Annotated in this window: 12 protein-coding genes; 7 read left to right on the forward strand and 5 right to left on the reverse strand. The window is 39.3% G+C overall.

Going from position 1 to position 13,217, the window contains the following annotated elements; translation table 11 throughout:
- Nucleotides 1-85: 85 nt before the first annotated feature.
- The gene (locus tag C400_RS0114355; RefSeq protein ID WP_017427399.1) at nucleotides 86-832 is read right to left on the reverse strand and encodes a LytR/AlgR family response regulator transcription factor; all 747 of its coding nucleotides are present in this window, start codon (nucleotides 830-832) and stop codon (nucleotides 86-88) included.
- 575 nt (nucleotides 833-1,407) lie between these two features.
- On the opposite strand from C400_RS0114355, the gene C400_RS0114360 reads away from it, so the two are divergent.
- The 6 genes from C400_RS0114360 to C400_RS27890 all read left to right on the forward strand — a co-directional run bounded on the left by C400_RS0114360 (nucleotide 1,408) and on the right by C400_RS27890 (nucleotide 6,184).
- Nucleotides 1,408-2,736: a radical SAM/SPASM domain-containing protein gene (locus C400_RS0114360; RefSeq protein ID WP_017427400.1), complete on the forward strand. Its 1,329-nt coding sequence runs from the start codon at nucleotides 1,408-1,410 to the stop codon at nucleotides 2,734-2,736.
- Nucleotides 2,730-3,377 (forward strand): hypothetical protein, encoded by a 648-nt coding sequence (locus C400_RS0114365; protein WP_017427401.1) that lies wholly within the window; start codon nucleotides 2,730-2,732, stop codon nucleotides 3,375-3,377. The genes C400_RS0114360 and C400_RS0114365 overlap by 7 nt, the downstream gene beginning before the upstream one ends.
- Nucleotides 3,378-3,672: 295 nt before the next feature.
- Nucleotides 3,673-4,170, forward strand: coding sequence for an ABC transporter transmembrane domain-containing protein (locus C400_RS27875; RefSeq protein ID WP_269800344.1), 498 nt, complete (start codon nucleotides 3,673-3,675; stop codon nucleotides 4,168-4,170).
- A complete protein-coding gene (locus C400_RS28440) occupies nucleotides 4,142-5,299 on the forward strand; it encodes an ATP-binding cassette domain-containing protein (RefSeq protein WP_269800345.1) in 1,158 nt (385 codons plus the stop codon). The genes C400_RS27875 and C400_RS28440 overlap by 29 nt, the downstream gene beginning before the upstream one ends.
- Nucleotides 5,262-5,810 (forward strand): hypothetical protein, encoded by a 549-nt coding sequence (locus C400_RS27885; RefSeq protein ID WP_232795371.1) that lies wholly within the window; start codon nucleotides 5,262-5,264, stop codon nucleotides 5,808-5,810. Before C400_RS28440 ends, C400_RS27885 begins: the two co-directional genes overlap by 38 nt.
- Before the next feature lie 74 nt (nucleotides 5,811-5,884).
- Nucleotides 5,885-6,184: a hypothetical protein gene (locus tag C400_RS27890; RefSeq protein WP_232795372.1), complete on the forward strand. Its 300-nt coding sequence runs from the start codon at nucleotides 5,885-5,887 to the stop codon at nucleotides 6,182-6,184.
- Nucleotides 6,185-7,343: 1,159 nt separating this feature from the next.
- Here C400_RS27890 and C400_RS0114380 read toward each other — a convergent pair.
- The 4 genes from C400_RS0114380 to C400_RS0114395 form a co-directional block, all read right to left on the reverse strand.
- Nucleotides 7,344-8,171, reverse strand: coding sequence for a carbohydrate ABC transporter permease (locus C400_RS0114380; protein ID WP_016818617.1), 828 nt, complete (start codon nucleotides 8,169-8,171; stop codon nucleotides 7,344-7,346).
- A gap of 21 nt (nucleotides 8,172-8,192) precedes the next feature.
- Nucleotides 8,193-9,068 carry a carbohydrate ABC transporter permease gene (locus tag C400_RS0114385; protein WP_016818618.1) on the reverse strand — a complete coding sequence of 292 codons (876 nt, stop codon included), beginning with the start codon at nucleotides 9,066-9,068 and terminating at the stop codon, nucleotides 8,193-8,195.
- 33 nt (nucleotides 9,069-9,101) lie between these two features.
- Nucleotides 9,102-10,460 (reverse strand): ABC transporter substrate-binding protein, encoded by a 1,359-nt coding sequence (locus C400_RS0114390; protein WP_016818619.1) that lies wholly within the window; start codon nucleotides 10,458-10,460, stop codon nucleotides 9,102-9,104.
- A gap of 128 nt (nucleotides 10,461-10,588) precedes the next feature.
- Nucleotides 10,589-12,070 carry a PTS transporter subunit EIIC gene (locus C400_RS0114395; protein ID WP_016818620.1) on the reverse strand — a complete coding sequence of 494 codons (1,482 nt, stop codon included), beginning with the start codon at nucleotides 12,068-12,070 and terminating at the stop codon, nucleotides 10,589-10,591.
- 318 nt (nucleotides 12,071-12,388) lie between these two features.
- Between C400_RS0114395 and C400_RS0114400 the strand changes: the two genes are divergently transcribed.
- On the forward strand, nucleotides 12,389-13,213 hold the full coding sequence (locus tag C400_RS0114400; protein WP_016818621.1) for an MIP/aquaporin family protein: 825 nt from the start codon (nucleotides 12,389-12,391) through the stop codon (nucleotides 13,211-13,213).
- Nucleotides 13,214-13,217: the final 4 nt, after the last annotated feature.

Here is a 13,217-nt window from a genome sequence, read left to right on the forward strand (position 1 = left end):
TGACTTTGCTTTGTTGTGCTAAATAAAAATAAAGAGTAATTAGAAAACGAGGTGACATTAATGTAAACGCAATGATTCAAAAAACTCACCCTTCCTGAAAACGAGAAATTATAAAACGAGCATACGCCTCACGAAGTGATTTAGCGTGAGAACGACCTACAGGGAATTCTTGTTCGTTTGACATAATAACAGAAGTAGCTGAAAACTTACGTATATGAACTAAATTCACAATTATTGACCTATGTATAAACACAAACGGATATTTTAATTGTTCATAAACCGCTTTCAACGTTCCAGAAATAAAATAGTTGTGTGAATCCGTTGCAATACAAAGTTCATTATGGATGTAATTGTTTTCACCTTTTGAGATGGCTATGATCTCAGAGTGTCTCAATACAAGATGCTCAGTTTTATTTTTCACAGACAGAAAGTGGGATACTGAAGAACGCATATAATGACATAGTTTATTTATTTTTTCTACAAAGAGTTTATAAGTAAGGGGTTTAAGTAAATATTGAAATGCTTGTACTTCAAAACTTTCTAGCATGTATTCTGGATAGTTAGTTAGAAATATGATTTGAACTTCTCGGTCAGGAAAAAGGCGAATAAGTTTTGCAGTTTCAATTCCCGATAATTCCCTCATTTCAATATCTAACAAGATAATATGAAAGGGGTATCGCTCTTGTGAACTGTAAGATTTGATTAGATCTTCCCCAGATAAAAAGAATTGTAGATTAAAATCAAAGGATTCACTTACTGACATACACATGAAAAAGTGTTGTAAAATTTTATGCATTGCGGGATCATCGTCACAAACAGCAACTTGAAACAAATAGACCACCTCAAATATGTTATATAAATCCAGTATATTGTAAAAAAAGTCTATTCGAAGTGATGTTTTACATATGAAAAAAATTACCATCAGGTTATGGAATTTTTGTTAGTAAAAGTTCAAATGCATACTTATACTGTGGATAGGACGTAGCCCAGGCGAGGGAATGGATACGTTCTTCTTTATTGCTTAGAATAGGTAACAAAAATATTAATCTCACATGAAGCTGACATATTTGGTCGTTGAGATGGACTTTTTTGCATTTCAGGATACAAGCTTATTTTTTCTTTTTGCCTTATGCTACATTAAAAGCCGAGAAGGAAAAGCTATCTAGTATAGATATTGTCCAGAGAGAATAAAGTATATGAATAAACTATAAAGGTGTAGGATGGCTTTTAAATTCAGTCCGGTTTCGGATGATGGACATCTATTCTTGGTGGCTAGTGTGCACTGCGAGAATGCTATTACAACTCAGAATGAGCGTACATCTTATTTTTAAAACTTATGTGAATTTTGTCACTAGTTAATCGATTCATAATTACATAGGGACCGCATCCATTCTAAGGAGGGCTAAAATGAAAGCTTCGCAATATAACTTTATTTTTAATGACATTATTGAAAATACCGATAAAACGGTACTTTATAATTCTCGAACAGGTGCATTGGCAGTTCTTGAACCGGAGTACTATAAACAGTTTTGTGAACTTACAAACAATGGATTGGCAATAAATAATGATACTTATCTTAAAAATCTTATCGAATGTGGCTATATCGTAGAAGATAATATGAATGAAAAAGCATATGTAAAGGTAAACCTCTTAAAAAATCGGTTTGAATCTTCTAATTTAATGCTAACAATTGCCCCTACAATGGCCTGCAATTTTCGATGTGTATACTGTTTTGAGAAAGACCAATATCATAACAAAACTATGAGTGAAGAAACAGCTCAAAGTATAGTCAATTTTGTTAAAGCAAATGCTAGTAAACTTGACACTCTTAATGTTACATGGTATGGCGGTGAACCCTTGATTGCAATGAAGCAGATAGTTAGGATATCGGAAGATTTTTTGGAAATATGTAAAGAAAACAATATACAATATACGGCCAGTGTCATTACAAACGGCTATCTTTTAAATAAAGAAAAAGTTCAAACGTTAATATCATGTGGAGTAAATGATATTCAAGTCACTGTTGACGGTCCTAAAGAAGTACATGATCTTAGACGCCCTTTAGTAAGTGGAAGAGGGACATTTGATGTCATAATGAATAACCTCAAGCAAATTAAAGGGATGATTAAGATATTTATGAGAATAAATACTGACCAAGACAACTGGTTGAATTTACATGAAATCGTAGGATTCTTAAAGGAAAATTCTTTATTGGAAAATGTAATACCTTATCTAGGATTAGTTACGCCGACGAATGGAAAGTATGAGGGAACTAAGTGCTTGACAGACGAGATGTATTCAAAATTTAATTTAAAATTTATGTCGGAAAATGATATCCCAATTAGTTATATTTATCCTGCACCTAAAGGTAATTATTGTTCTGCGGACAAATATAATAGTTTCGTTATTGATCCTCTTGGTCATTTATATAAATGTTGGAGCGATATTGGAATTATTGAGCAGTGTGTTGGAAATATAAATGAAGATACATCAGTGAAATGGAATACTGAGCTTCTTGGTTGTTATTTATTATATGATCCTACTGAAGATGAAAAATGTTCAGACTGTAAGTACTTACCTGTGTGTTTAGGAGGATGTCCTCATAATAGAATGGCAGACTTTAACATATGTGAGCAATATCGTTATAATTTGCAGGAGTATATTACCGAGTGCACGAAAGTATTACTGGCTGGACAATTAACGGAAAATAAGAAGGAGGTTTCTGAATCATGTTAATGCTAAAAAAAATGTGTATTGTTTTATGTGGTTTCTTACTTATGGGGATGCCATTAGGTGCTTCAAGTAATGCAGCTTCAAATGATGTTAAGAATATCAATCTAACGGCTATAAATTGTAATGTCACCGTTACAAAAACTTCAGCAAGTGATTTTAGTTATGAGTATAACAAATCCTTGTATACTGTCACTTCTACATTAAGTGGATCTACAATTTACATCACAGTAAAGGGGAAAGGCTCAGCTAACGGCATTTCCGACAGAGTTAATATTTTAATTCCTGATAAAAGTTATGAAAAAATAACGGTAGAAAGTACAAAGTCTGGAGTTTCACTTCCAGAGCTAAATACTAATCTTGATATCACAGGTGTAGATGGTTCCTCAATGTCAGTTCGGGTGCCTGTAGGATACTCAAAAGCCATTAGTTATGACAATACAAAAGGTTCAGGTTCCTTAACTTTTAGTAAAGGAGCTTCGGATTACACAGTTACAGTTAAGACGACTGCAAGTGCATTAAGTGTTCCTGCGGGATGGCCATTGTTTAGACCAAACTTAACATATAACTATATAAATGGTGCAGGTAAAGCAAAGATAAATATCACGCTTGAAAACAGTGCATTTTCTATTGCAGCTCAAAAGTGATAAGTAGCATATAGTTTTTAAACTGTATGTTATTTATATAAATTAAATTTTAAGGAGGGAAAAACCATGGACGTATTGGTAAAAAGTGCTGTACAAGTAAGTGCACATTGTCCTTTCCACGGTTCAAGTGGCTGTACTCTTTCTTGTTCCTACAAGATGTAGCATAAGAGAAGTAACATTACTTAGCGAGATGCTGTTTTTAGCATCTCGCTAAGATTTACCTAATATGAAACATAGGTGATGAATATGATAGTCCTAGAATACTTGAAAAAATACCTTTCAAAAACGCGCAAGTATGTATTTTTTTTACATTGTTGTTACTTCAGTATTGTGGATTATAGGAATTATTGTTCCTTACATCACAGGCATATATATTGATTATTTAGTATCAAAAAGTAATATAAGTATCATTTTATATTTTGTACTGTTACTGGGGATTATAAATATAGTAAACATTCTCATACAATATTTAACTGCCCTTTTCTCTACGAAATTGAATAATTTATTATTATACGAAATCTGCAATGATATCTATCAAAAAATATTCAAAACTAAACTGTCGGTCTTCAAAGATAAGGATAATGCATACTTAGTTGACCAAATTAATAATGATTCATCCACAGTAGTTGACTTTTTTTCAAATAATATTTCCAACTTAGTATTGCAAGTAATCACAATAATTATCAGTGGTATTATTGTTTTAAAAGCTGATGTACTACTATGCGTTATAATTTTCTCGCTTATTCCTTTTTATATATTTACATATGTGGTTTTTAGAAAAAAAATTGTATAAAGCAAATCTGAAATACAAAAAAGAAGCAAATGAATACTACTCTAAAAAAGTCGAACAAATTAACAAATTGGTTTTTATAAAGAAGAATGTACTCTTTAATGAAATGAATGAGCGGCTAAATAAAGCATTTAATTCATTATTTAGAGTTGCGACTTCACAAGTAAAAACTAATTATATTTTCTCCAATCTAAATCAATTTATATTGATCATCTGCTATATATTTGTAATCGGAATTGGAGGTCATAAAGTTGTAATTGGCCAAATGAGTATAGGGCAGTTCACCATAATTAACACGTACCTTTCAATGATCATCTCGTCAACTTCATATTTATTAAGCTTAGCAAGTTCATACCAAGAGACGAAAGTATCGATAGAACGGCTAAATGACGTTATGAACTCTGAAAATGATATTTATGGTAGTACAACACTTGAAGATTTAGAGAAAATAAGTATTAAACAATTAGGTGTTAAATATTCCGAGGAAAGCGTATTTAGAGACTTTTCTTATGATTTTTTTAAGGGGGGAATTTACGGGATTTGTGGTCACAATGGTTCAGGCAAAACAACATTACTTAATACTCTGATAGGTCTTTATAGTGATCTTTACACAGGAGAAATAGCTTTTAATAATTGCTCCATCAAAGATATAGATATGCTTGATATGAGGCGTTATAGAATTTCTTATGTAGAACAGAATCCGGAGTTTTTAAATCTACCAATAAAGGAATATTTGAAATTTGGAATTACTTTTTCAAAAGAGATTGCCAGTAATCAAGATGAGCTTATAACAGCTTTTGGGCTTGAAGAGATAATAACAAAAGCTAACCTTGAAAATATACTAATAAATGAAAATGGAAGCAACTTTTCTGGTGGTGAAAAGCAAAAATTAGCTTTGATTCGTGCATTAAGTAAAGATTCTTTCTTAACGATTCTTGATGAGCCCACATCAGCCTTAGATTCAAAGAGTGTAAGTGGACTTATAGAAATATTGACCAAGCAAAAGTCAAGAAGGATAACAATTGTAGTATCACATGACCAGAGACTATTAGCAGCATGTGACCATATTTTGAATATTGAAACCCAAGAGGAACGTGATGATATTGGATTCCACAGTTATGGAGTTCTTTAGAAACATCAAAAAACAGTATGGGAATTACTCACGATTGTTTAAGTTGTTTCAGACAAAGAATAAATCCTATTTGTATGATGTGGGCACAGGCAAAGTTATGGAATGCACTGAAATAGAGTATGTATTTCTAAATAACTTACAAGTGTACGGAGATATCGAAGAGGTAATAAAAACTACCAAAGTTAATGATGATACATTGACTATTCTAATTGACTTAATACATGTTGCGCAGGAACAGCATTTATTCCAAGCACCTCCTCTTTTATCCTTTGCACTATCAAAAGATGAGGTTTTAGAAAATGCAAGAAGTCATCTAGAACAGGTTACTCTGGAGTTGACCGAACAATGTAATATGGCATGCCACTATTGTATATATCATTCAGGGAACATAGACTTCAGGGAATTTGGACGCAGGCACATGTCCTGGCAAGTAGCAGAGTTAGCAATCGATTATACTCTGAAAAACTCAGGTAAAAAAGTGGCGGTAACTTTTTATGGCGGGGAGCATTAATAGAATTTAAATTATTAAAGCATTGTGTAGACTATACTTTAAAAAATGGTGCTGATAAAGATTTAACATTTTCAATGACAACAAACTTAACCTTAATGACTGCTGAAATCGCAGAATATCTATCTACAGTTCCTAACTTTGGAGTAGTTTGTAGTATTGACGGTCCAAAGGAAATACATGATTGTAGGAGGGTATTTAAAAATGGTGAGGGCACGTATGACAAGGCAATTAATGGTCTTAAACATCTAATTAATGCTTATGGAGAAAAGAGTAATTCTCTTATATCGCTAAGCATGGTAACACCTAGACCAGCTAATGATGTAGTTATGAAAAAAAATTCAAAATTTCTTCAATTCTCTTTCGTGGGTACCTAAGGATATTACTAAAAATATTTCTTATGTGAGACACTCGTCTGACATAGAAAAAAACGATTACTGAAAAAAGCTCTATGCATTGTTATGATAACCCTGTAGGGAACTGGACAATTGATCTAATGTTAAATAATACTTCTATATCAAAAAATACTCCCTTTACAATCGATTTTTTACACAAACAATTCTCAATAATACATGATAGGATTTTAACTGAAACTCCTTACCCGGACTATTGCTTAAACGGCTGCTGTTCACCTGCCTCAAGAAGAATTTATGTAACGGTAAATGGAGACTTTCATTTATGCGAGCGCATTGGAAAATCACCTTCAGTTGGAAACGTTTATAGTGGTATAGACGAATCTGTATTAATCGATCGTTATATAGACGACTATGGTAAGGAGAGTTTGTCCCAGTGCTCCAAATGTTGGGCTATACGCCTTTGTTCGGTTTGTTACGTCGAATGTTACGATAGTGATAAGTTTAATATCGAAAAAAAGAAAATAGCTTGTAGGCGTTCTTTAGATATGCTGGAACATGCATTAATAAGCTATCATACTATCTTGGAACACAAACCACATTTATTAGAGGAATTAAACCATATTACATTGGTGTAATTCCAATCTATTATCAAAACGAGTCGAAGGAGGATTATAAATTGAGAATTGTAAATCCATTTGGAAGGAAGCCTTTAATGGCAAATACCCTTGGAATTGTTCCTTTATCTTGTATTTGTTCTTCCGGTGCTAATAATATACTTCATGACTTCGGACATGGCTCGAATTGTGCATGTAAATGTCGCTCTGATAGGCAAATGAATAGTAGTGCAAACTATGATATGGCTTTAAGTTGACCTATTAGAGAAACGTTTATTTAATTTTTGAAAAATCGCTTCTACTCTGTTAAATGAGTGGAAGCGATTTTTATTAATCGTTAGATAACTATGGAGGCTAATTTACAAGGAAATATGGATAACAGGTAGACAGTACATGTTCAATCGTGTGTAAACTCAGCCTCGAAGTAGTCTATTTGAGTGTTCCGTTTAGAGCAGTCGTTCCAATTAATAAAATCGCACGGAGCTCATAGTTGTGCAATTCCTCTCCAGAGCTTAAGTCCAGTTTCGAAGACGCTTTAGAGCAAGTAAAAGGGGAATCAAGCGAAGCTAATCTTTGATCGCTCCAGCGGCAAGATCGGAAATAAATTGGCGGCTGATGAAAAGAAACAAAATAATAAGAGGAAGTACAGCCAGCAGGGTGCCAGCAATGACCATCGCATAATCCGTATTGTAAATCCCGTTCAACTGCGACAATGCAATCTGGAGGGTGAATTTGCGCTCATCCGTTAAAACGATTAATGGCCATAAGTAATCATTCCAAGCTCCTATAAAGGTAAATGCGCCGAGAAAAGCGAACGCAGGGCGTAAAATCGGCAGTGCTACATTCCAGTACAGCCGAAAAAAGCTGCACCCGTCCATACGCCCCGCATCCAGGAGCTCCTTGGGAATAGATTCTTCTGCATACTGACGAATCCAGAAAATCCCGAAGGCATTTACCATACCCGGGATGATGAGCGCTTTGAACGTACCTACCCATCCAAAGGAAGCCATCATGACAAAGGAGGGGACGAGCGAAAGTTGTGAAGGGACCATCATTGTAGCTAGCAGAATGACGAATAGCACCTTTTTGCCCGGAAAATCAAACTTTGCGAATGCAAAACCGGCCAGTGAATCAAAAAACAGCACCAATAGGGTAATCGAACTGGCTACAAAAAGGGTATTCAAAAAGGCGCCGGCAAAATCAATCTGCTGCAATACTCTCGTGATGTTATCCAGGAAGTGGCTGCCCAACCACAATTGTGGCGGAAAACGATAGATGTCTGAGGTTGTACGGGTTGCCATGACGATTAGCCAGTAAAATGGAAACATCGACAGGATGATACCTACCAACAGCCCAGCATATAAAACAATGGATTTTGCACGTGTCTGCATCATGTGGTAAAGCTCCTTCCATCGTTATTTTTTACCTTGAACGAGTTTCCAATTGATGATGGAGAATAGAGCAATGATGAGAAACATGCCCCATCCGACAGCAGCGCCATATCCAAAATAGTTGTTAATGAACGACTCGCGGTACAGGTATAAAACGATGGTCATGCCACTTGCCCCGGCACCGCCGTCATTACCGACCAGGACCTGTGGCTCGGTGAACAGCTGCATCCCACCGATGGTGGACGTAATGACCGTAAACAAAATGACTGGGCGCAGCATCGGAATGGTGATGCGGAAAAAAGCTTGCGCTCCGGTTGCCCCGTCTATTTTGGCGGCCTCATACAGCACATGTGGGATACTCTGGAGCCCAGCCAGATAGATAATGGCGTTGTAACCCATCCATCTCCAGACGACCATGGAAGAAATGGCGATTTGGATACCCCATGGCACATTCAGCCATTGGATCATAGGTAGCCCCAAGAGCTGCAAAAGGTAGTTGAGAAATCCAAAATTGTTGGCAAATAAGGCGCCAAAGATGATGGCAACAGCAACAATAGATGTCACATTGGGCAGGAAGAATCCAACTCGCCATAAGGTGCGCATTTTCACAAAAGGGGCATAAAGCAGAAAGGCAACAATGAGTGCTAGAAATAGCATTGGAATCGTGGCGTACACCCAGATCACAAACGTATTACCTACAGCCTGCCAAAATTCGTTGTCTGTCACAAGGTAACGAAAGTTGCCCCAGCCGTTGTAGGTCATGTCTCCGATCCCGTCCCATTTGTGAAACGCCAGGTACAATGAAAAGCCAATCGGAAACAAGCCAAAGATGCCAAACAGCAAATAAAATGGCGAGATCGCAGCATAAACGGCCCGGTGCTTCCAGATTTCTCTCAGCATATTGTCCACACGCCTTTTTTGAAGTTTTGTTTTTTAACGCTGTAATTCCCGTTGAATTCGTTGCATTGTTTCCGTCCATAATGAGTCGGGATCGGCATTTTGTTTGGCCACATTGGCAAGACGACGGGTCACAATGCCGTGGATGACAGGATAGCGCTCGCCGAAATAGCTATTTTTTACCTGACGTGCGGAGGCGGCAAAAATGAGGCCAGTGGCCTGACCACCAAAGAAAGGCTCGGGTGTCTCCATGACTGGATCGTCATAGACGCCGGGAGTGGATGGGAACAGGCCGATTTTATGGTAGGCTTCCAATTGGTGTTCCGGGCTTTGCAGCCAGGTCAGAACTTCAAAGGCTTCTTTGGGGTGTTGGCTAGATTTGAGGATAGAGATGAAAGACCCTCCCAGATTGCCGTCTCCTCCAGGAGCACGGGCGACTCTCCATTTGCCCGCTGTATCCGGTGCGGCTTCTGTGAGAACTTGCTTCATCCAGATTGCCCCTACGAACGAGGCGATTTTGCCGTTATTGACCGAAGCATTCCATTCAGGAGTCCAGCCATCTGCATTGGCGAGCAGATGCTTCCTGTGGAAATCCACAGCGGTTTTCCAGCCCAGGCGGATGTCAGGAGATTGATTGCCGATATAACTTCCGTCCGGCTTGAAGTACAGGTTCGTATGTTGAGCGAGTACCTGATTGTAAACGTTTACAATATTATCGGCCAAAAATGAATGGCTTCCGAATTTCTGCCGAAGTTGTTCTCCGGCTGCCATATAATCATCCCATGTGCGGATCGAGGCACTGACCTGTTCAGGATCACTTGGCAAGCCTGCCTGTTCAAACAGGTCGCTTCGATAGAAGAGGGCGGTAGGCCCAGTATCCATGGGAAATGCAATCATTTTACCATCAGGAGTGATGCCCTGATTCCATTTCCATTCCAAATATTGATCCTTCAGTCGGTCTGCTCCGAGTTCCTTTAGATCATAAAAACGATCCGCACTCGGGAATAGCTCCACCATCCAGTCGTTCAGAGCTACGATGTCCGGTTCACCGGAACGAGCTGCGAGCGTTGTCTTCAGCTTGGCTTTAAAGTCACCGCCTATTTTTTGAGTTTTTAATTCAATGTTGGGAAACTGTTTTTCTGCCTGGACGAGCAATTCATCGTCAATAGAACGGTTCCAGTACCACAATGTAAGCGTTATCTTTTTGCTGTTTGACAAATTAGCTTCAGATGATTGACCTTTAGAGGATAGGGACCCACTACAACCACTAATCATAGTGAGAAAAGCAAGACATAATACCAGCCATTGCCATTGTACTGTCTTCACATCATTTCCCTCCTTGCTGTCTGAATAATCTGCCTGCTGAACAAGTTGTAAATGGTTTAGCTCCATCATATGAAGCTGTTACCCATTTATGTGCATTGCCTTAACCAAAAACAAAAAATTCGAAACGTTTATCCATAAAAAAAAGCACGTGCGTCTGTTATAGGAAGATCGCACGTGCTTAAGGCAGGGGATTAGCTTCATGACATCAATCGTTGTATCTCATCTTTCAGAGCTTCGGATCGAGTACCGAAAATAACCTGTAGGGTACCGTTCCCAAGCCTGATAATTCCTGACGCTCCGAGCTGCTTAAGAGCTTGATCGTTAACCGCTTTGTCGTCCTTGACGACAAGACGCAACCGCGTGATGCAGGCATCAATGCTTTGGATATTGTCTGAACCGCCGAGATAGGTTAGGACCTGGCCTGCCTGACTGGACTGGGTGCCGGATGAGGCGCTTGCTTTTCCAACGGGTATGGATTTGTTAGCCTCAAATAGAAGGGTGTCATCTACATCGTCTTCGCGCCCGGGAGTCTTTAGGTTGAATTTGAGGATGATGAAGCGGAACAGAAAATAATAGATGAGGGCGAAGACAAGCCCAATCGGGATCATTCGCAATGGATGGGTGGAGAGCTTCATATTGACCAGATAGTCAATGAGTCCTGCTGAAAAGGAAAAGCCGAGTTTGACATCCAGTAGGTATACGACTAGGCCGCTCAGACCTGTTAGCAGAGCATGAACGCCGTAAAGCAGAGGTGCAATGAACATAAAAGAAAATTCGAGGGGCTCAGTAATACCGGTCAGGAACGACGCCAGCGCAGAACCGATAAAGATGGAAGCGATAGCTTTACGTTTTTCCGACTTGGCCGTATGGATGAATGCGAGAGCCGCCGCTGGCAGAGCGAACATCATAATGGGGAAGAAGCCGGACATGAACATACCCGCCGATGTATCGCCTGCGAAAAAACGTGTCAGGTCACCATGAACAACTTCACCTGCAGCATTGGTATAGTCCCCAATTTGAAACCATGCGATCGAGTTCAGCACATGATGCAGACCGAGCGGGATCAGCAGTCGATTGGCAATCATGAACACCATTGACCCGATTCCACCAAAGCCAACAATCCAGTTGCCGAAGGCTGCAATGCCATCTTGTATCGGACTCCAGATCATGCCGAGCAGAATGGCTAAAATCATGGTCGTGAAGGCGGTAATCATGGGGACAAAACGTTTGCCCGAAAAAAAGCCAAGCCAATCTGGAAGTTGAATATTATGATATTTTTTGAACAGATAAGCAGACCATCCGCCGATAAAAATACCGCCCAATACGCCCATGTCCAGCTTGACGTCGTCTGGAATATACGCAAATATACCCGGTACGGCCGCCAAAATACGGGTCAGCACCAAATAGGCAATGACTGCCGAAAGTGCGGCTACCGCGTCGCCTGCCAGACCAATAGCAACACCGATGGAGAAAATAAGCGCCAGGTTGCCGAAGATGGCACCCGCCCCTTCATTCAGAAAAGGAGTGACATAATGATTCAGAAATCCACCAACTCCAGGGCCAAGCGGAATATCCGTTTCATAATTAATGAGAGCCAGCCCTTGCAAAATCCCTGCGGCGGGTAATGTAGCTACTGGAAGCATTAATGACTTGCCGATTTTTTGCAGAAATTTCAGCATAACATTCTTCCCTTCATCATCAAGTTTGGGAGTGTCGTATTCATCCTGAAATCCTTACATTCAGCCATTTTTTTACATCATAAATCGGGCAATCTAACATGGTCAACGATTATTTTAGGATATCAGAAGACGTAAATCCGCAGTTGACATCGCTTACATGCTTATATAATATCAAATTTAAGTTAATAATCGTGACGGAGACAAGAGAGCCACGCAGACATCCCATGTTACAGCACAGGGTTGGTTTGTGATGGCTTTTCTTTTTTTTGCGCGATGACAACGATCAAAATCGGATGATCTATTGAGGAGGTTGGTTGTATGTCGCCATACGCAGCCGAATTCATAGGGACAATGATTCTTATTGCCCTAGGTGGCGGAGTGTGCGCAGGGGTGTCCCTGAAAAAGTCTTTTGCCCACGCTTCCGGCTGGATTGTGGTCGGATTGGGGTGGGGGCTCGCGGTAGCTATTGGGGTGTATGCGGTGGGTCCAATCAGCGGAGCGCATTTGAATCCGGCAGTTACACTCGCGTTGGCATTTCAGGGTAGTTTTCCATGGCAGGATGTTCCCGGTTATATTGTGGCTCAGGTTCTTGGAGCCATGGCGGGTGCAGGGATCGTCATTTTGCATTATTGGCCCCACTGGAAAGAGACGGAGGACACAGCAGCCAAACTCAGTGTATTTGCGACAGGACCAGCTATTGATCATCCGTTTGGTAACGTGCTTAGTGAAATGATAGGTACTTTTATCTTTGTTCTTGCTTTACTGTCGTTTGGTGCCAATTCGTTTACAGACGGCCTTAAACCGCTAATTGTTGGTTTTTTGGTTGTCAGTATCGGTTTATCCCTTGGAGGCACAACGGGCTATGCCATCAATCCAGCGAGGGATTTTGGGCCGCGTCTGATGCATTATTTACTACCGATACCCGGTAAGGGAGCATCCAACTGGAAATATGCATGGGTGCCCATTGTAGGACCGCTATTGGGGGGATCTTTCGCAGGTCCATTTTATCAGGCCGTTTTTAAGGGGAGTATGACTCCGGCGTTCTGGATTTTATTAGGAGTTATCGTGGTTGTACTCTTGATTACCTTCCGTATTAGTCGTATTTATAAAAATCATAAAATGGATCACAAGCTTACAGCGTAAAAAC

This window comes from Paenibacillus sp. ICGEB2008, from assembly GCF_000307675.1.
GTDB classification, from domain to species: Bacteria; Bacillota; Bacilli; order Paenibacillales; family Paenibacillaceae; genus Paenibacillus; species Paenibacillus polymyxa.

Bases quoted from the DNA above. Each gene is read 5' to 3' on its own strand.
- C400_RS0114360 (WP_017427400.1), top strand. From the start codon at position 1,408: ATGAAAGCTTCGCAATATAACTTTATTTTTAATGACATTATTGAAAAT.
- C400_RS0114390 (WP_016818619.1), bottom strand. From the start codon at position 10,460: ATGATGGAGCTAAACCATTTACAACTTGTTCAGCAGGCAGATTATTCA.
- C400_RS27890 (WP_232795372.1), top strand. From the start codon at position 5,885: ATGACAACAAACTTAACCTTAATGACTGCTGAAATCGCAGAATATCTA.
- C400_RS0114400 (WP_016818621.1), top strand. From the start codon at position 12,389: ATGTCGCCATACGCAGCCGAATTCATAGGGACAATGATTCTTATTGCC.
- C400_RS0114365 (WP_017427401.1), top strand. From the start codon at position 2,730: ATGTTAATGCTAAAAAAAATGTGTATTGTTTTATGTGGTTTCTTACTT.
- C400_RS0114395 (WP_016818620.1), bottom strand. From the start codon at position 12,070: ATGCTGAAATTTCTGCAAAAAATCGGCAAGTCATTAATGCTTCCAGTA.
- C400_RS0114385 (WP_016818618.1), bottom strand. From the start codon at position 9,068: ATGCTGAGAGAAATCTGGAAGCACCGGGCCGTTTATGCTGCGATCTCG.
- C400_RS28440 (WP_269800345.1), top strand. From the start codon at position 4,142: ATGTGGTTTTTAGAAAAAAAATTGTATAAAGCAAATCTGAAATACAAA.
- C400_RS0114380 (WP_016818617.1), bottom strand. From the start codon at position 8,171: ATGATGCAGACACGTGCAAAATCCATTGTTTTATATGCTGGGCTGTTG.
- C400_RS27875 (WP_269800344.1), top strand. From the start codon at position 3,673: ATGTATTTTTTTTACATTGTTGTTACTTCAGTATTGTGGATTATAGGA.